This is a genomic window from Streptococcus infantis ATCC 700779, from assembly GCF_000187465.1.
GTDB lineage: Bacteria > Bacillota > Bacilli > Lactobacillales > Streptococcaceae > Streptococcus > Streptococcus infantis.
The window spans coordinates 1,522,664-1,541,582 of the sequence record NZ_GL732439.1 but is presented as its reverse complement, the minus strand read 5'-3'; the positions used below and the strand labels follow the sequence as shown (position 1 = coordinate 1,541,582).

General features: G+C 40.2%; 17 protein-coding genes. 5 read left to right on the top strand and 12 right to left on the bottom strand.

Annotated features, from left to right (window positions below):
• Nucleotides 1–293: 293 nt before the first annotated feature.
• Nucleotides 294–2,552, bottom strand: a complete 2,259-nt coding sequence (gene glgP / locus HMPREF9423_RS09985) for a glycogen/starch/alpha-glucan family phosphorylase (RefSeq protein ID WP_006149199.1) — start codon at nucleotides 2,550–2,552, stop codon at nucleotides 294–296.
• Nucleotides 2,553–2,575: 23 nt separating this feature from the next.
• A complete protein-coding gene (malQ, locus tag HMPREF9423_RS09980) occupies nucleotides 2,576–4,093 on the bottom strand; it encodes a 4-alpha-glucanotransferase (RefSeq protein WP_006149198.1) in 1,518 nt (505 codons plus the stop codon).
• 417 nt (nucleotides 4,094–4,510) lie between these two features.
• Between malQ and HMPREF9423_RS09975 the strand changes: the two genes are divergently transcribed.
• The 5 genes from HMPREF9423_RS09975 to HMPREF9423_RS09955 all read left to right on the top strand — a co-directional run bounded on the left by HMPREF9423_RS09975 (nucleotide 4,511) and on the right by HMPREF9423_RS09955 (nucleotide 10,038).
• Entirely contained in the window at nucleotides 4,511–5,779 is a 1,269-nt protein-coding gene (locus HMPREF9423_RS09975) for an extracellular solute-binding protein (RefSeq protein ID WP_006149197.1), read from the top strand.
• A 123-nt stretch (nucleotides 5,780–5,902) separates the two neighbouring features.
• A complete protein-coding gene (locus tag HMPREF9423_RS09970) occupies nucleotides 5,903–7,192 on the top strand; it encodes a carbohydrate ABC transporter permease (protein ID WP_006155780.1) in 1,290 nt (429 codons plus the stop codon).
• Between the two features lies 1 nt (nucleotide 7,193).
• Nucleotides 7,194–8,036: a sugar ABC transporter permease gene (locus tag HMPREF9423_RS09965; RefSeq protein WP_006149195.1), complete on the top strand. Its 843-nt coding sequence runs from the start codon at nucleotides 7,194–7,196 to the stop codon at nucleotides 8,034–8,036.
• Between the two features lie 205 nt (nucleotides 8,037–8,241).
• Nucleotides 8,242–9,042, top strand: coding sequence for a DUF1189 domain-containing protein (locus HMPREF9423_RS09960; RefSeq protein ID WP_006149194.1), 801 nt, complete (start codon nucleotides 8,242–8,244; stop codon nucleotides 9,040–9,042).
• A gap of 9 nt (nucleotides 9,043–9,051) precedes the next feature.
• The gene (locus HMPREF9423_RS09955) at nucleotides 9,052–10,038 is read left to right on the top strand and encodes a LacI family DNA-binding transcriptional regulator (RefSeq protein ID WP_006149193.1); all 987 of its coding nucleotides are present in this window, start codon (nucleotides 9,052–9,054) and stop codon (nucleotides 10,036–10,038) included.
• A 63-nt stretch (nucleotides 10,039–10,101) separates the two neighbouring features.
• Here the strand turns inward: HMPREF9423_RS09955 and HMPREF9423_RS09950 are convergent, their stop codons facing one another.
• From HMPREF9423_RS09950 to HMPREF9423_RS12690, 10 genes are all read right to left on the bottom strand, one after another.
• A complete protein-coding gene (locus HMPREF9423_RS09950) occupies nucleotides 10,102–11,043 on the bottom strand; it encodes a YitT family protein (protein WP_006149192.1) in 942 nt (313 codons plus the stop codon).
• Nucleotides 11,021–12,784 carry an aspartate--tRNA ligase gene (aspS, locus tag HMPREF9423_RS09945; RefSeq protein WP_006155783.1) on the bottom strand — a complete coding sequence of 588 codons (1,764 nt, stop codon included), beginning with the start codon at nucleotides 12,782–12,784 and terminating at the stop codon, nucleotides 11,021–11,023. Before aspS ends, HMPREF9423_RS09950 begins: the two co-directional genes overlap by 23 nt.
• A gap of 137 nt (nucleotides 12,785–12,921) precedes the next feature.
• Nucleotides 12,922–13,137, bottom strand: a complete 216-nt coding sequence (locus tag HMPREF9423_RS09940; RefSeq protein ID WP_006149190.1) for a hypothetical protein — start codon at nucleotides 13,135–13,137, stop codon at nucleotides 12,922–12,924.
• 18 nt (nucleotides 13,138–13,155) lie between these two features.
• Complete coding sequence (locus HMPREF9423_RS09935) at nucleotides 13,156–13,797, bottom strand: CPBP family intramembrane glutamic endopeptidase (protein WP_006149189.1); 642 nt, start codon at nucleotides 13,795–13,797, stop codon at nucleotides 13,156–13,158.
• Between the two features lie 9 nt (nucleotides 13,798–13,806).
• Nucleotides 13,807–14,508 carry a DUF3169 family protein gene (locus tag HMPREF9423_RS09930; protein WP_006149188.1) on the bottom strand — a complete coding sequence of 234 codons (702 nt, stop codon included), beginning with the start codon at nucleotides 14,506–14,508 and terminating at the stop codon, nucleotides 13,807–13,809.
• Nucleotides 14,509–14,522: 14 nt separating this feature from the next.
• Complete coding sequence (locus HMPREF9423_RS09925) at nucleotides 14,523–14,873, bottom strand: PspC domain-containing protein (RefSeq protein ID WP_006149187.1); 351 nt, start codon at nucleotides 14,871–14,873, stop codon at nucleotides 14,523–14,525.
• A complete protein-coding gene (locus tag HMPREF9423_RS09920; protein WP_006149186.1) occupies nucleotides 14,870–15,073 on the bottom strand; it encodes a hypothetical protein in 204 nt (67 codons plus the stop codon). Before HMPREF9423_RS09920 ends, HMPREF9423_RS09925 begins: the two co-directional genes overlap by 4 nt.
• Nucleotides 15,073–15,276 (bottom strand): helix-turn-helix transcriptional regulator, encoded by a 204-nt coding sequence (locus HMPREF9423_RS09915; RefSeq protein ID WP_006149185.1) that lies wholly within the window; start codon nucleotides 15,274–15,276, stop codon nucleotides 15,073–15,075. Before HMPREF9423_RS09915 ends, HMPREF9423_RS09920 begins: the two co-directional genes overlap by 1 nt.
• Before the next feature lie 163 nt (nucleotides 15,277–15,439).
• Nucleotides 15,440–18,403, bottom strand: a complete 2,964-nt coding sequence (gene pgfM1, locus HMPREF9423_RS09910; protein WP_006149184.1) for a glycosyltransferase PgfM1 — start codon at nucleotides 18,401–18,403, stop codon at nucleotides 15,440–15,442.
• A gap of 203 nt (nucleotides 18,404–18,606) precedes the next feature.
• Nucleotides 18,607–18,919, bottom strand: a 313-nt coding sequence (locus HMPREF9423_RS12690; RefSeq protein ID WP_006149183.1) for an LPXTG cell wall anchor domain-containing protein, incomplete at its 5' end; no start/stop codon positions are given.

Here is an 18,919-nt window from a genome sequence, read left to right as displayed (position 1 = left end):
TCTGAGGCTTTCCCTTCGATAAATCTTCGGCTACTTTTCATAAAACAACCTGTCAATGTCAACAGTGCGACTCCCAAAAGTACTGCTGTTAGCGCTAATTTTTTTGTCATAATTTTCCCTATCCTTAATATGATTCATTTTAATTAACAATAGTATACCTGTTTTTCCTATATTGTGCTAGCTTTTTAACAGGATGGGCAAATTTCTATAAAAGTCCCTACTCTTTTATAGCTAAAATCAAAAAACGCATCTATTTAAGATGCGTTTTATTTTATAATCTGATGCAAAGATTCTTAGTTCAAGTGCCAGATATCTTCGTTGTACTGAGCGATTGTACGGTCAGATGAGAAGAAGCCTGCTTTAGCAATGTTGACGATCACTTTATCCAACCATGCATCACGGTTTTCGTAATCAGCAAGCATTTGCTCTTTCACTTTGATGTAGTCTTCCAAGTCAAGAAGAGTCATGAACCAGTCTTTGTTGATTAATTCATTGTAAAGACGTTCCAAGCGTTCTTTCTTACCAACTGCAAGAACAGCGTCGCTCACGATAAAGTCAACCAATGGTTTGATCGCTTTACGAGCGTAGAATTCGCTTGATTTGTAAGCTGATTTTGCGTAAAGATCGATAACAGTTTCTGAATCTTCACCAAAGATGTAGATGTTTTCGTCTCCAACCAACTCAGCGATTTCCACGTTAGCCCCGTCCATAGTACCAAGAGTCAAAGCTCCGTTCAACATGAATTTCATGTTACCAGTACCTGAAGCTTCTTTAGAAGCAAGTGAGATTTGTTCTGAAATGTCACATGCTGGGATAAGGAAGCTTGCTGCAGTAACGTTGTAGTTTTCAACCATTACCACTTGCAAGTGTGGAGCTACTGCTGGGTCGTTTGCAATCACTTCTGACAAGCAAAGAATCAAGTGGATGATGTCTTGGGCGATTGTGTAGGCAGGGGCTGCTTTACCTCCAAAGAATACTGTGATTGGACGAGCAGGGATGTTACCAGCCTTGATGTCAAGATATTTGTGGATAACATACAAAGCGTTCATTTGTTGACGTTTGTACTCGTGAAGACGTTTGATTTGGATATCAAAGATAGAGTTAGTATTGATTTCCACACCTTGGTGTTCTTTCAAGTGACGAGCCAATTTACGTTTGTTGTGAGCTTTGATGCTTTCCAATTTTTCTTTGACAGCAGCCTTGTCTTCGTATGAAAGAAGGTCTTCCAATTTAGAAGCTTCATGGTGCCATTCGCGTCCAAGGATCTCATCCAAGTAGTGAGACAAGCTTGGGTTAGCATGCATGAGCCAACGACGGAAAGTGATACCGTTTGTTTTGTTGTTGAATTTTTCTGGGTAAAGATCGTAGAAAGCTTTCAACTCAGAGTTCTTCAAAATTTCTGTGTGAAGAGCGGCAACCCCGTTTACACTGTATCCATAGTGGATATCCATGTGAGCCATGTGTACACGATCGTGTTCATCAATGATTTGAACAGCTGGATCTTTGTATTCAGCACGAACACGACGGTCCAATTCTTTGATGATTGGTACCAAGTGAGGAACCACTTCTTCCAAGAATTCAAGAGGCCATTTTTCAAGGGCTTCAGCAAGGATTGTGTGGTTTGTGTAAGCAGTCATGCTACGAACGATAGAGATTGCTTCATCAAGTTCGATCCCACGTTCAGTCAAAAGACGGATCAACTCAGGAATCACCATTGATGGGTGAGTATCGTTGATTTGTACAACTGCGTAGTCAGCAAGGTCATGCAAGTTGCTTCCTTTTTCGATTGCTTCATCGATGATCAATTGAGCACCGTTTGAAACCATGAAGTATTGTTGGAAGATACGGAGCAATTCACCTTGTTTGTCGCTATCGTCTGGGTAAAGGAAAAGAGTCAAGTTGCGAGCGATGTCTGTCTTATCAAAGTTAATGCCATCTTCAATGATAGATGAATCAACTGAATCCAAGTCAAACAAACGCAAGCGGTTTTTAGTAGCTGTTTTGTAACCAGGTACATCGATATCGTAAAGAGTAGATGTCAATGTAAAGTGTGCAAATGGTACTTGGTAGCTACGGCTTGAACGAATCAACCAGTTTTGGTCAGTCAACCAAGCGTTAGGAATTGTTTCTTGTTGGTTGTTTTTAAGCACTTGTTGGAAAAGACCAAAGTGGTAGTTCAAACCAACACCGTCACCGTTCAAACCAAGTGTAGCGATTGAGTCGATAAAGCAGGCTGCCAAACGTCCCAAACCACCATTACCAAGTGATGGTTCCAATTCTACTTCTTCGATTTCGATCAACTCTTTACCTGCGTCAGCAAGTTCTTTTTTAACTTCGTCATAAAGACCAAGGTTAATCAAGTTGTTTGACAAAAGTTTACCGATCAAGAACTCAGCTGAGATATAGTAAACTTTTTTCTTACCAGTGTTGACTGGTTTTTGGCTACTTGCAAGTTTGCTGTAGTTAAGAAGAGCAAGGTAAAGCTCTTCGTTGCTACATTCTGCGATAGATTTATTGTAACGATTTTGTACAAATTCTTTTAATGGTAACATTTTTTGTGTCTCCTGATAATGTCTTATTTCTTTAATTCTACCAAATTTTCATTGATTCGGCGATAAATTGTAGTCAAGTCAAGCAAAGTTTCTTCGACAGCAGGAGTCAATTGATCCTCTGTCATACGCCATGACCAGTTTCCACCAAGAGTAGATGGGAAGTTCATACGAGCTGAACCATCCAACTCTAGCAAATCTTGCATAGTAGCGATAGTCATAAAGCTTACTGATGAGAAGGCTGTACGAAGCATAGCATGTACTACTGTTTCATATTCCTTGCGGTTTGTATAACGTGCCATGTACTCACGAGTTGGATCGTCGATTTCATTGCGATACCAACCAAGAACAGTGTTGTTATCGTGTGTTCCTGTGTACATAACTGAGTTGGCCGGTGCCAAGTGTGGGCTGTCGATACTTTCGTGTTCTGGGTTGAAGGCAAATTGAAGGACTTTCATTCCTGGGAATCCAGTGCGTTCACGTAGTTCGATAACTTCGTCAGTCATGAATCCAAGGTCTTCTGCGATGATGTTCAAGTCACCAAGTTCCTCTTTAACCGCTGCAAAGAGTTTGTAGTCAGGTCCTTTCACCCATTTACCAGGTGCTGCTGTTTCAGAACCAGCAGGGATTTCCCAGTAAGATTCAAATCCACGGAAGTGGTCGATACGAACGATATCGTAGATTTTGAAGCTTTCACGCAAGCGTTCAATCCACCATTTGTAGCCATCTTTGTCCATAGCTTCCCAGTCATAGATTGGGTTACCCCAGAGCTGACCAGTAGCAGAGAATTCATCTGGTGGGCAACCTGCGATGCAAGTCGCTTTTCCGTTTTCATCTGTTTTAAAGAGATGTGGATTAGCCCACATATCGCTTGAATCTTCCGCTACATAGATAGGCATATCTCCGACAATCTCGATGTGGTTTTCGTTAGCGTATGCTTTCAATTTCAACCATTGTTGGAAGAAAAGGTATTGGGTTACGCGGTGGTAAACAAGCTTGTCAGCTAATTTCTCACGGTATCTTTCAAGAGTTGAAGCTTTACGAGCACGAGCATCTGCATCTGGCCATTCTGTCCAAGCAAGATTATCAAAATGCTCCTTGATAGCCATATACTCTGCAAATAGTTCAAGCCATGATTGATTTTCTTGAGCAAATTTTTCGAAGTCTTTGACAGCTCCGACTTCAAGGAAACGTTTGACAGCTTTCTCTAGAAGTGGACGACGTGCATAGTAGATTTTAGCGTAGTCAACTTCAATTGGGTTGCTACCAAAGTCCACACCTTCAAGATCACTTGCTTCCAACAAACCTTGCTCCACCAAAATATCAAGGTCGATAAAATGAGTGTTTCCAGCAAAGGCTGAGAATGATTGGTATGGAGAATCTCCATAGCTAGTTGTTCCCAAAGGAAGGATTTGCCAGTAACGTTGCTTTGTACGAACCAAGAAGTCAACGAAATCATAGGCGCTTTGACCAAATGATCCGATTCCGTATGCTCCTGGAAGTGATGAGATGTGCATCAACACACCGCTTTGACGTTTTTTCATATTAGCACCTCAAGTGTTTATATTGTTAATTATTTCAATTTTTGCGCAAACGTTTGCGCTAAGTCAAGTATACCCCATTTCTAAAATAAATGCAAGCGTTTGTAAAAAAAACTTTTTCACTACTTTTTATTTCCGAAATCGGAAATTCCCTATATTTTCATTTTCCCCCTCCCTTTGTTTCGTCTTCTATTTATGCAATCGTTTCCCTTAAATTATTTTTGAATTGAAATTTACACGATTTCCTATTTCTCTTCTATTATACAAACAATTTTAGGAATTAGCCAGTCACAAGCTTTTTAAAATTTTTTCAAAAAAATGCTTGCAACCGTTTTCTGTTTGTGCTATACTATGGTCATAAGGGAAAACGTTTGCGTTTCCTCGAAATTAAAATTTGTTATTCTTTAGGAGGAATACACTATGTCAACTAAATTCATGAAGAGCGCTGCTGTACTTGGTACTGCTACTCTTGCTAGCTTGCTTTTGGTAGCTTGCGGAAGCAAAACTGCTGATAAAGCAGCTGATTCTTCTGCATCAGGAAGCCAAGAAATCACTTTCTACGTTGAAGACCAATATAAAGCTTACGCTGAGAAAGTTGCTGCTGCTTATGAAAAAGAATCAGGAACAAAAGTTAACATCAAATCTGGTGACCAACTTGGTGGACTTGATAAACTTTCACTTGACAACCAATCAGGTCAAGCCGCTGACGTTATGATGGCTCCATACGACCGTGTAGGTAGCCTTGGTACTGACGGACAACTTTCAGAAGTAACTTTGAGCGACGGTGCTAAAACTGATGACACTACTAAATCTCTTGTAACTGTTGGTGGTAAAGTTTACGGTGCTCCAGCTGTTATCGAGTCACTTGTTCTATACTACAACAAAGACTTGATTAAAGAAGCTCCAAAAACATTTGCTGACTTAGAAAACCTTGCTAAAGATAGCAAATACGCTTTCGCTGGTGAAGAAGGTAAAACTACTGCTTTCCTAGCTGACTGGACTAACTTCTACTACGCATACGGACTTCTTGCTGGTAACGGAGCTTACGTATTTGGTGACAATGGTAAAAATCCTAAAGATATCGGTCTTGCTAACGATGGTGCTATCGCAGGTATCGAATACGCTAAAACTTGGTACGAAAAATGGCCTAAAGGTATGCAAGATACTGAAGGTGCTGGAAACTTGATCCAAACTCAATTCCAAGAAGGTAAAACAGCTGCTATCATCGATGGTCCTTGGAAAGCTCAAGCATTCAAAGATGCTAAAGTAAACTACGGTGTTGCAACTATCCCAACTCTTCCAAACGGTAAAAACTACGCAGCCTTTGGTGGTGGTAAAGCTTGGATCATCCCATCAAGCACTAAGAACCTTGAAGGCGCTCAAAAATTTGTAGACTTCCTTGTTTCAACTGAACAACAAAAAGCATTCTACGATGCTACTAACGAAATCCCAGCTAACACTGAAGCTCGTGCTTACGCTGAAGGTAAAAAAGATGAGTTGACTACAGCTGTTATCGAGCAGTTCAAGAACGCTCAACCAATGCCAAACATCTCTCAAATGTCAACAGTTTGGGACCCAGCTAAAACAATGCTCTTTGACGCTGTAAGCGGTAAGAAAGATGCTAAAACTGCTGCTAATGATGCTGTAACATTGATCAAAGAAACAATCCAACAAAAATTTGGTAACTAATTGATTGATTCAAGGGAGATAGTTTAAACATCTCCCTTGATTTTTAGATATATTGACAATGTTTTCAGCAATTTTGCTGATTAGCATCGAGCTCAATGCTCGTATCTTATGAAAGGAGCACTCATGGAACAACAACCAAAAAAAGCAGCCTTGCTTTCATTGATTCCTGGGTTGGGACAAATCTACAACAAACAAAAAGCTAAAGGTTTTATCTTCCTTGCTGTAACAGTGGCTTTTGTCCTCTATTTTATAGTACTTGCAGCACCTGAATTGAGCAACTTAATCACGCTTGGTGAAAAACCTGGCCGTGACAACTCTCTCTTCATGTTGATTCGTGGTGCATTCCACTCTATTTTTGTAATTGTTTATCTAGCCTTTTATATTCTCAATATTAAAGACGCTCACACTATTGCAAAACGTATCAATAATGGCATCCCTGTCCCATTGACACTTAAGGATATGATTAAAGGTATCTATGAAAATGGATTCCCTTACTTGCTTATCATTCCATCTTACGTTGCCATGACATTTGCCATCATCTTCCCGGTTATTGTAACCTTGATGATTGCCTTTACTAACTACGATTTCCAACACTTACCACCAAATAAATTATTGGATTGGGTTGGATTGACTAACTTCACAAATATCTGGAGCTTGAGTACCTTCCGTTCAGCCTTCGGTTCTGTTCTTTCTTGGACTATTATCTGGGCTTTATCTGCATCTACTTTGCAAATCGTACTCGGTATCTTTACAGCTATTATTGCTAACCAACCATTCATCAAGGGTAAACGTATCTTTGGTGTTATCTTCCTTCTACCTTGGGCGGTTCCAGCCTTCATCACTATCTTGACATTCTCAAACATGTTCAACGATAGTGTTGGTGCTATCAATACCCAAGTTATCCCTCTCTTTGCTAAGGTTCTTCCTTTCTTAGATGGCGTTCTTATCCCTTGGAAGACAAATCCAACTTGGACTAAAATTGCCTTGATTATGATGCAAGGATGGCTTGGTTTCCCTTATATCTACGTCTTGACTCTCGGTATCCTACAGTCTATTCCAAATGACTTGTATGAAGCAGCTTATATCGACGGTGCTAATGCTTGGCAAAAATTCCGTAACATCACTTTCCCAATGATTTTGGCTGTTGCGGCGCCTACATTGATCAGTCAATACACCTTCAACTTCAACAACTTCTCTATCATGTACCTCTTCAATGGTGGTGGTCCTGGTAGTGTCGGTGGTGGAGCTGGTTCAACCGATATCTTGATCTCATGGATCTACCGTTTGACAACTGGTACAGCTCCTCAATACTCTATGGCAGCTGCCGTTACCTTGATTATTTCAATCATCGTCATCTCTATTTCTATGATTGCATTCAAGAAACTACACGCATTTGATATGGAGGACGTCTAAGATGAATAACTCAATCAGAATCAAACGTAGACTGACTCAAACCCTTACTTATCTTTACTTAATTGGACTTTCAATCGTTATTATCTATCCTCTTTTAATCACGATTATGTCAGCCTTTAAGGCCGGTAACGTTGTGGCCTTCAAGCTCGACAGCAATGTCAATTTCAGTCTTGATAACTTCAAAGGGCTCTTTACTGAAACCTTGTACGGCACATGGTACCTCAACACTTTGATCATCGCTTTGATCACTATGGTTGTTCAGACAAGTATTATCGTACTTGCTGGTTATGCCTATAGCCGTTACAACTTCTTGGCTCGTAAACAAAGTTTGGTCTTCTTCTTGATTATCCAAATGGTGCCAACAATGGCCGCTTTGACTGCCTTCTTCGTTATGGCCCTCATGTTGAACGCCCTTAACCAAAGCTGGTTCCTCATCTTCCTCTACGTTGGTGGAGGTATCCCGATGAACGCTTGGCTCATGAAAGGTTACTTTGACACCGTGCCAATGTCTCTTGATGAGTCTGCAAAACTTGATGGTGCAGGACATTTCCGCCGCTTCTGGCAAATCGTTCTCCCTCTTGTTCGCCCAATGGTTGCTGTACAAGCACTCTGGGCCTTCATGGGACCTTTTGGAGACTATATCCTCTCTAGTTTCTTGCTTCGTGAAAAAGAATACTATACAGTTGCCGTTGGTCTACAAACCTTCGTCAGCAATGCGAAGAACTTGAAGATCGCCTACTTCTCAGCAGGTGCTATCCTCATCGCTCTTCCAATCTGTACACTTTTCTTCTTCTTGCAAAAGAACTTCGTTTCAGGACTTACAAGCGGTGGCGACAAGGGGTAATATACCCCCGCCACCCTTTTTCATTTTTGGTCTTGTACATCGATTGTCTGGTGAGAAACAAGAGCTTGCTGAGATTACCTTGTTAGTTAGTGGACGAATCATAACAAACATTCACTTTTACCAAGTATTCTACTATCCCCGCTTGAAATAAAAAACATTTCTCTATATAATACTCGTATAGAAAAATGCCTATAGAAAGAGATTTATGTTACCATATCCATTTTCTTATTTTAATAGTATTTGGGGATTTCGTAAGCCCCTCTCTCAACGTTTTGGTCTAAACTGGTTTCAACTGATTTTTACCAGTATTTTCTTGATTAGCTTATCCATGGTGCCTATTGCTATCCAGAACAGTTCTCAGGAAACCTATCCTTTAGAGACGTTCATCGATGATGTCTATGCTCCATTGACGGACGAAGTCGTTCAGGATCTAGCTACCAATGCTCAGATTGTAGATGGAAAACTAAGCTATACCGGTTCGACTCCTCATCAAACTTCTGTACAAATCGGGGCTACTGCTAGTTCAAGTTTCCCTGAGGAATTACTTCTTAGCTTTGAACCTGAGCAACTCGTCATCAGTAAGCAAGGAAAAGAGTTAACCAGCATTCGCTATCATGCTATCACAACTGATAGTTTCCAAAGCAAGGAAAGCTTGACTCAGGCTATTTCTAAAGACTGGTATCAACAGAATCGCGTCTATATCAGCCTCTTTTTGGTCTTAGGTGCTAGTTTCCTCTTTGGACTCAATTTTTTCATTGTAGCTTTAGGTGCTAGCCTTCTGCTCTACTTCACGAAAAAATCTCGTCTCTTCTCATTTAAGACCTATAAAGAGTGCTATCATTTTATTTTGAACTGTTTAGGATTACCAACTTTACTGACCATGATTCTAGGTCTTTTGGGGCAGAATATGGCAACTTTGATCACTGTTCAAAACATTTTATTTGTTCTATACCTGGTCACTATCTTTTATAAGACTCATTATCGTGATCCAGACTACAAAAAGTAGGAGATTATTATGCCTGTTACGATAAAAGACGTGGCCAAAGCTGCAGGAGTTTCTCCTTCAACCGTAACCCGTGTTATTCAAAACAAATCAACCATTAGCGACGAAACCAAAAAACGAGTTCGAAAAGCAATGAAAGAACTCAATTATCATCCTAATCTAAATGCTCGAAGTCTTGTTAGCAGTTATACACAAGTTATTGGCTTAGTCCTTCCGGATGATTCAGACGTTTTCTATCAAAATCCTTTCTTCCCTTCTGTTCTTAGAGGGATTGCACAGGTTGCCTCGGAAAATCACTATGCCATTCAGATTGCGACTGGTAAGGATGAAAAAGAGCGTTTAAACGCCATTTCACAAATGGTCTACGGAAAACGTGTGGATGGGCTTATCTTCTTGTATGCTCAAGAAAATGATCCCTTGGTACAACTGGTTGTCGAGGAGCAATTTCCCTTCCTCATTCTTGGAAAATCACTTTCTCCTTTCATTCCGCTTGTTGATAATGATAACATCCAAGCCGGATTTGATGCGACAGAATATTTCATTAAAAAAGGGTGTTCACGAATTGCCTTTATCGGCGGTACCAAGAAGCTCTTCGTTACCCAGGACCGTCTGACAGGTTACGAGCAAGCCCTCCAAGAACACAAACTATCTCTTGATAGTCATCGTACCTTTTTCGCTGATGAATTTCTTGAAGAAAAGGGATATAAATTTAGCAAACAACTTTTTGAATACGATCCAAAAACCGATGCTGTTATCACAACAGATAGCCTCTTAGCTGAAGGTGTTTGTAACTACCTCAACGAACATCAGCTGAATGTCCCTATTCTCAGCTTTGACTCTGTAAATCCAAAATTAAACCTAGCAGCCTATGTCAATATTAATAGTCTAGCTCTCGGCCGCACTTCGTTTGAGACTATTCTTCAAATCATCAATGATGTCAAAGAAAATCGTCAAATCTGCTATCGTCAAGTCATTGCACATGAAATCATTGAAAAATAAGAAAAACCAGCTCTAACATTTTTTGCTTAGAGCTGGTTTTTTGTAATCTATTTTTATAATTGATTAGTTTTCGACTTCGACAAATCGGCCTAGGATATGAACATTTTCTGAAACAGAAACAAAGGCTGTTGGATCAACTTGCTTCATGATCAGTTTAAAATCATTGAACTCTGCACGAGTGATAACCGTAATCAAAACAGCCTTACGTTCGTGGTTATAAGTTCCTTCAGCATCATGGATCATAGTCGCTCCACGGTGCAATTTATTATGGATTTTCTCAATGACTGCATCTGGATTGCTAGTAACAATCATGGCTTGCATGCGTTTTTGTTTGGTGAAAACTGCATCTGTCACACGACTTGAGACAAAGATAGTAATCATGGAATAAAGGGCATATTTCCAACCAAAGGTCACCCCTGCAATCAGCATGATTGTCCCGTTCACTAGGAAGGAGATACTTCCGACATTACGACCTGTTTTCTTACGAATAGTCAGACTGACAATATCTGTTCCACCACTGGAAATGTTATGGCGTAAAGCAAAGCCGATTCCCAGTCCCATGACGACCCCACCAAAGAGAGCATTGATGATTGGATCCTCTGTCAAGACCACCACTGGCACAAACTGGATAAAGAGCGAGCTCATAGATACCGTGATAAAGGTGAAAATCGTGAACTTATGTCCAATTTGGTACCAGGCTAAAATCATCAGCGGGATATTGATAGCGTAAAATGCTACTGAAATTGGGAAATAAAAGCCAAACAAGTGATTACTAAGCGCAGAAATAATCTGAGCCAAACCTGTTGCTCCACTTGAATAAACATGTCCTGGTTGGAAGAAAAAATTGACAGCTACTGCTGATAGAAAACCATATACTAGAGAAGCTGAAATTTTTTCATCGTATTTTTCTCGGGAGATACTTTGCAAAACACGTAAAAGCTTCACCCGATAAGCAAAGCGGCGCAGATAATGGTACCACTTTTTAGTTAGTTTCGTTTGTTTCATCTTGTTCTACTTGTAGATTAAGTTCCTCTAATTGTTTAAGAGCTACTGTTGATGGTGCCTGCGTCATAGGGTCAGTTGCTTTGTTGTTCTTAGGGAAGGCAATGACTTCGCGGATATTTTCTTCTCCAGCGAGCAACATTACAAAACGATCAAGTCCGATAGCCAAGCCACCGTGTGGTGGGAATCCATAGTCCATGGCTTCCAAAAGGAATCCAAATTGGTCATTTGCTTCTTCTGTTGAGAATCCAAGGGCCTTGAACATGCGTTCTTGGAGTTCTTTTTGGTTGATACGAAGGCTACCGCCACCAAGTTCATAACCGTTCAAGACGATGTCGTAGGCAATAGCACGAACCTTAGCCAAATCACCTTCAAGCTCATGTGCAGTATCTGCTTGAGGAAGAGTAAATGGATGGTGGGCGCTCATATAACGACCTTCTTCTTCAGACCATTCAAACATTGGCCAGTCAACTACCCAGAGGAAGTTAAATTTGTCGTTATCAATCAAGCCAAGCTCTTTGGCAATACGTCCACGAAGGGCACCAAGTGTTGCATTGGCTACTTCAAGCGTGTCAGCCACAAAGAGAACCAAGTCTTTATCTTCAAGACCAAGCGCACTTGTTAAATCACCTTGAATGCTAGTCAAGAATTTAGCGACTGGTCCGTTTAATTCACCGTCAACAACCTTAACCCAAGCAAGGCCTTTAGCACCATACTGCTTGGCTACTTCTGTCATCTTGTCGATGTCTTTACGAGAGTAGTTGTCTGCTGCACCTTTGACCACAATGGCTTTAACGGCAGGAGCTTCTGAGAAGACTTTGAAATCAACACCTTTGACAAGATCTGTCAAGTCCTGAAGCAACATCTCAAAACGAGTATCAGGTTTGTCAGATCCATAAAGAGCCATAGCATCATCGTACTTCATACGAGGGAATGGCAGCGTTACTTCAATCCCTTTTGTTTCCTTCATCACGCGCGCAATCAAGCCTTCTGTGATATCTTGGATTTCTTGCTCAGTAAGGAATGAAGTTTCCAAGTCGACCTGGGTAAATTCAGGCTGACGGTCTCCACGCAAGTCTTCATCACGGAAACATTTAACAATTTGGTAGTAACGGTCAAATCCAGCATTCATCAACAACTGTTTTGTAATCTGCGGACTTTGAGGAAGTGCGTAAAAATGCCCTTTATTGACACGAGATGGCACCAAATAGTCACGCGCCCCTTCTGGTGTTGACTTAGAAAGGAATGGCGTTTCCACATCGATAAATTCCAACTCATCCAAGTAGTTGCGGATAGAATGTGTTACTTTGGCACGAAGTTTAAGGTTTTCCAACATCTCTGGACGACGAAGGTCAAGGTAACGGTAACGTAGACGCGTATCGTCGTTTGCTTCAATGCCATCCTTGATTTCAAATGGTGTTGTTTTGGCTGTATTAAGCACAGTAAGAGCCGTTACATTCAGTTCTACCGCTCCAGTCGCCAATTTATCATTGGCCTGCTCACGTGCTTCAACTTGTCCAGTCACCTCGATGACAAATTCACTACGAAGGCTTTCAGCTGTTGCCATCACTCCCGCAGAAACTTTTTCAGGGTTGATAACTAACTGCATGATCCCTTCACGGTCACGAAGGTCGATAAAAATCAATCCACCCAAGTCACGACGACGGGCAACCCATCCTTTCAAGGTAATTTCTTGTCCGATGTGCTCCTCACGAACACGACCAGCATACATACTACGTTTCATGTTTTCTCTCCTCTTGTATTCTGTTACTATTTTACCATAAAAGCGCAGGCTCTTCATGAAAATCATCAGAAAAGTTGAGAGTTTCCTCTTATAAATGAAAAAATCCAGCAAAGTCATTCGCTGGATTTAGGCTTTCTTTATTTTTTACGCTTTTCAGCAATCTCTTCTGTCTTCTTTGGAAGGACAATTTCTGTCACATAAGCCGTCGCAAATCGTATCACTCCTGCGATAGGAGCAAAGATAACCGCTAGATTGTTATAAAAGAAATCCCCCTTAATGAAATAGACAAGTAGGCCGATGACAAAGAAGAGAAAGATAGCCTGAATGACTGCTAATATTAGTACTCGTTTCATGATTTCCTCCTGAGTCTATTATAGCATCATTATCATCACAAATGAAATTAAATTATTTAAGGCATGCAATCCCATACTATAAGCCAGACCACCCTTGCTGATATAAGCCAATCCCATGCTTAAACCAAGGGCACTATAGACTAGGAATTGTTGAGGACTAGTAGGGAAATGGACAAGTGCAAAAAGTACAGTGCTTACAAGAAGAAAGAGAGCTGTTTGCTTGACATTATCTTGTTGAGGGAATACATAGCGAGCTAACATACCTCTAAAGGTTAACTCTTCTGTAAGTGGTGCAAAGACGACTGCCATGAAGAAAGTGAAGAGAGGTTGATCTTGAGCCAATTTATTTATAGCCTGTTGATTAAATGACGGATCATTTGGTAAAAAATTTTCTACAACAATGACAAGGACCCATACCAAGGCAGGCAGCCAGATGTATTTGTTAAGGGCCGTTTTTTCAATTGTAACGGTTCCTGTCTTATACCACTTGTAGGTAACGAAGGTGAAGATTCCTGCCAATAAGACATAAACAGGGACAGCAATGTAGTTAGGTGCTCCCATTATCAAGGCGGCTAAACCTACGCCCTGAATAAAACTATAGACCACAAGAAATGATAAGAAGGCAAGGCTATACCAACCAATATTTTTAAGTGTTTTCATAAGATTCTCCTATTTGAAATAACGTTTTGTTTTACGCAACTGTGCAACATTCGTATACATATGGATGACAACTGCTACGAGTAGAGCAACCAACTGTACTTGACCTAATACTACAGATAGAACTACTAAGACAACGTATATACCAGGAATGAGAAGCTGATTGACCTTGAACAAGATCAAGTAAGCTTCTTCCATCTCAGCCTGTTTTTCTCCCTCATCATAAGTATCGAGGTATTCCAAAACTTCCTTTGGAGTCGCCATAATAGAAAGTTTGTAGTTACGAATCTTGCTAGTGATTTTGAGACAGTAAGCACCCGACCAGATACCTACAACCATCAAAAGTAAGGATGCTGCTGATAGGCCTAAACCTCCCAAATCTAAAAGTAGGCAGGCTAGCATACTAATTTGGGAAACATTCCAAGCTACCGTACCATAATCCAAGAAACGATACATAGCAAGATAGTCTTGTTCATTTTCTTCGTCCTCTTCTTCTCGTTGATAGCTCTGATAAGCCTGGTGGCTTTTTCTAATGAAATAAAAGGTTAGAGTTACCGTAATCAGCCCTAGACCAAGAAAGATTGAGTACAAGGCAACGATTACTTGAGCTTGACTGATACCTAAAGGATTAACACCAAGGAAACCAGCAAATATTCCTAATAAAACTCCTGCAATAAAAAGCTTCAGTGCAAAAATGATATCTTTCTTTTCCATCTTTAAACCTCTTTCTAAAACAAGCCAGACAACCACTGACCAAAGGCTTTACCTGATTCAAAAATAGCTGTCAAACCTTCTGCTCCAAGCGACACCAAAAGCAAACAAACAACAAGTAAGAGAACAGCTTGGTTTCTAGCTTTTTTTGCTCCATCCCCCAGGGGCTCATTCCCAAGCCAACCTGCTAGATAAGCATAGGCTGTAACTGTTATAATCCCAATCTCCGTCGAAGAGAGAAACAAGAAGACTGTCACCAAACGAACGATATTGGCTTGAATGTTAAAATAATTTCCTAAACCTGCACAAACACCTGCAAGTTCTTTGTGTTCAGTATCTACTTGAAAACCTGCTAAAAACTCTTTCATAATTTTTCTCCTTTTATGAGCTCTTTAAACTTTATTTTTTTCTCTACCCATCTAAAGACTAATAGTAAAACTATGTTAATCCAGAAGAGGTATTTACTTTCAACAATTGTAAACCAACCAAATAGGCTTCCAATCATAGCCAAAAGATTTACGATAAACACAACTATAGATAGATAATAAATCACTTTATACTTGTTCATCACTCATCCTCCTCTAAGCGAAAGACTGACTCGACTGGCTCATGGAATATCTGAGCAATCTTCAGGGCAATGATGATGGATGGCGTGTACTCATCTCGTTCTAGCAAACTGATGGTTTGCCTGGACACGCCAGCTAGTTTGGCCAGCTCAGTTTGATTCAGACCATCGCGAGCCCGAAGCTCTTTTAGACGATTTTTTAGCATGTCTTTTTTCTCCTTTGTTCTTTATCTTGATTTCATTGTAACACATCTTTTTATTTTTGACAAGCATATTTGTCAAAAAGTTTAAGATTTTTGTCATTTTGCAAAAGAAAAAGGTCAGGAATGGTATCCTGACCGTATTTTTTTATAGTTGATAAAAGATTGCTTAGTCAGCTGATGGAGCGTCTTGACTTTCTTTCAGCTGGTTTTTATCATCCTTCTTGTAATCTCTTCTGACGATATAAAGCGTTGTTAGACTGATGAGAGTCAATACAGCACCTGTAACCCTTCCTTTTTGGGAGAAGACAAATTCTACTTTGTGTTGTCCAGAAGTAATCGGGAAGGAAATAAAGCTGTTCCATGCTTTTGTCACAGGGACATCCTTGCCATCCACTTTCACCTTCCAACCCTCACTATAAGGAATAGAAGTCATCATATATTTACTGCCGTCAGTAATATTTACTGAACCGACGATATAAGTATTCGAGAATTTCTCAACTTGTAAACCTTGTTCCTTCCGCTTTTCTAAAGCACTTTGAATTTGACTGATTTCTGCGCGGTAAACCCCTGCGTTTGAAAGGTCAACCTTGTCTGTTTTAAAGCGGAATTCCAGTACAGACTCTTGATTCTCCGCATTGTCAGCGATTTGCCATAGTTGACGTTGCGTATTTCTCTTAGAATGAGTGAACCACTTGCCATTCAGAAGGACAGAGTAATCTTTCTCTGAATTTAGACTTGCTGGTACGAAGAAGTAATAGGTCAAGTTTGTTCGAGGAGTAATTCGGTAGCGAACGACTGCATCCTTAGAAGAGTCCACCCGCTTGTAGACAGCCGTTCCTTTTTCTTTGTCGACATTTTCCTCAGTAAGATTTTCTGTTTCAACATCTCCGTAGGCTAGGGGTTTGAAGTAGTCGAGATAATTCTCTTCGCCTTTTTTCACACCTTCCATAGAGTTAAGAATGATATTTTGATTTTGGATAGCGTTGTTTCTACCAAAATTGATGTTTCTTACTAAATCATTTGTTCCATAGGCTAATGGGAAAGAATTTGGATTTTCGTACACGGTATAACGTTCATCTTCGTAGACCTTCTGCGTGAAATAACGGTTCATATCAAAACGACTGGCAAAACGTGTGAAATACATTCTCTCAGGATGAGCTTCTTTCTCAGTAGGATCCAGGTCTTTGACATCCATATAGTAGCGAACACCGTATAAGGCATCTGTTAGAGGAGTTCCATTTTCATATTCTATTGCTTCATCGCCCGCTTGATCACCCATATAGGCAAAGTGATTCATAGTGGACCTCTCCAAATTTGAACTAAAAGTACTCAAACCTGGATAACCTATCAGAGATGGAGTTGTTCGAGAATAGGCAAAGGTTGTAGCAATTCGGTAGAATGGTTGATCTGCGTTTTCTTGGATTTTATCCGTCACACGTTTAACCGAGAGCGTCCCGTCCACAAATTTATCAACATTTGCATAACTAAAGGTCACTTGTGATAGATAGGCATTGTATCCTAGCTCAAATACTGTCAGAGTTGATAACAAGACAACAGCTAAGCGAATCATTCGTGGACGTAGCAAGGCCAGTACAGCTAAGTAAATGAGTAGAGTTAAGACTACACGAGAAAAGAGATAACCTGTTTGTAATAATAACAGCAATACCACCACAGAACCAGCCGCAATCACCAATACCCTTTCCTTTTCATTCTGGGACTTGGCAGAGCGTTTCCAGTATAGATAAAATCCTATAGCTGTAGCTGATACAACCAGTATCACAATAGCAATAAAATGGCTATTGATAAACAGAGTTAGAGCCTCAGGTTGTTTCTTTGGTAGATAGGTAAAGTCTTTAGTATAGAAGTAGATTGCCGATAAGACTAGGGCTACAACTGATAGCAATTTCCCTCGGCGAGAGATTTTAAATTTCTCTTTTAATGCTTGATAGGCTAGAAGCAGCATGAAGAAAGAGAATAACCATGAGAAGCGGAAGAAGAATCCGGCAGGGTTCTGTCCCATATGCCAAATCTTACTCACAAATTCATTTACAAAGGAAGTAAAGAAGATGAGAGTAACCACTCCCGCAGCCCATCTTCTTTCTTTGATTATCTTTCTTGATACAAAGTACAAGATAAAGCCGATAAACCCGAGAGCTCCAATATAGATATTTGGCAGGTTTGGTCCAGCTGCCCAACCTGATTGCGCATCAAAGCCCCCGATAGTTAGTTTGGATAAAATGTCTAAGGGATTAATCTGAAAGGCCATGGAAAATGTCATGGCTCCTCCTGCTTGTCCCTTACTTTCAATCAAGTTGAAAAATACTGGAACTAATAATATTGAAGCAGCCGCAACCCCTAGGATAGAGTAGAGAAATACATCCCATAAGGGTTGGACGTAATGTTTGAGTTTTACTTTCCATGTCCCCTCAATAGAAAAACGAGGCGAAAGATAATAGCAGGCATACAAAACGACAAATAGCGATATCATATAGCCCATGTAGAATTGAAGGAATACCGTTAAGCCTAGTACAAAGGCATATGGATAAGCCGCTTTGCCATCTAACAACTGCTCTAGATATAGGATGACAAGAGGAAGCATGAACATGGCATCATAAAAGATAACATTCATCTGGTAGGATACCAACATACCAGACAGGGCATAAGCTGTCGCAAACAAGGGAACCATCCATCGTTTTGACTCTGCACCCTTATAACGTTTAATTAAGAGATGAGCAAAGGAAAGTCCAAAGGCACCATATCTGAGCCAGATCGTTAGAAAAACAGATAATCCTATATATTTTAAAGGCAGAAGAACATAAATAAAATTGAAAGGGCTCATCAAATAATAGCCCAACTCACCAATCATATCTCCACCTATAGATTTAGTAAAGGAATATGTCAGACTACTTAAATCACCAGATAGAATAGCATTCTTTAGCAATCCATAAAAACTAATGTACTGCTGATCAAAGACAATGGTCATTAAACTTTTATTTCCAAAAGGATAGCTCCCCATGAAAAACCATACCACCAGCATGATGGTCATCGGTAGCAAGGCACTACTGACATAAAGGACACCCTTCGGATTTTTTTCCTTTAATTTCTGCCAATGTGTCAACCAATTTTCCATTATTGATTTCTCCTCTATGTTTTTAACCAACTTCTGTTTGCTACCGGCTACGTTAGCTAGTATTATAATATTGGCTTTGTGACTTCGTGATAAGTGGGGTTCCCCCTTGAAAAGGGAAGGATAGGTTTCTCCTACTCCATCATTTTAACATTTAAAAAAGGAGAGAGCAATGCTCTCTCCTCTCTAAAGAAACTTATCTAATATTATTTAGTAAATTTACGTTTCATAACAACTGTTCCTGACATGATTACCACACCTGCCAATACAAGTACTAGGCTTGTAGCCTCACCAGTATTTGGAAGTCCTGGTTTGTTTTCTGTTGTTGTAGTAGCTTCTGTTTTTGGAGCCTCAGTTGTTGTTGTAACTTCTGAAGGGGCTTCAGTTGTTGTTGGAGCCTCAGTTGTTGTTGTAACTTCTGAAGGAGCTTCAGTTGTTGTTGGAGCCTCAATTGTTGTTGTAACTTCTGAAGGAGCTTCAGTTGTTGTTGGAGCCTCAGTTGTTGTTGTAACTTCTGAA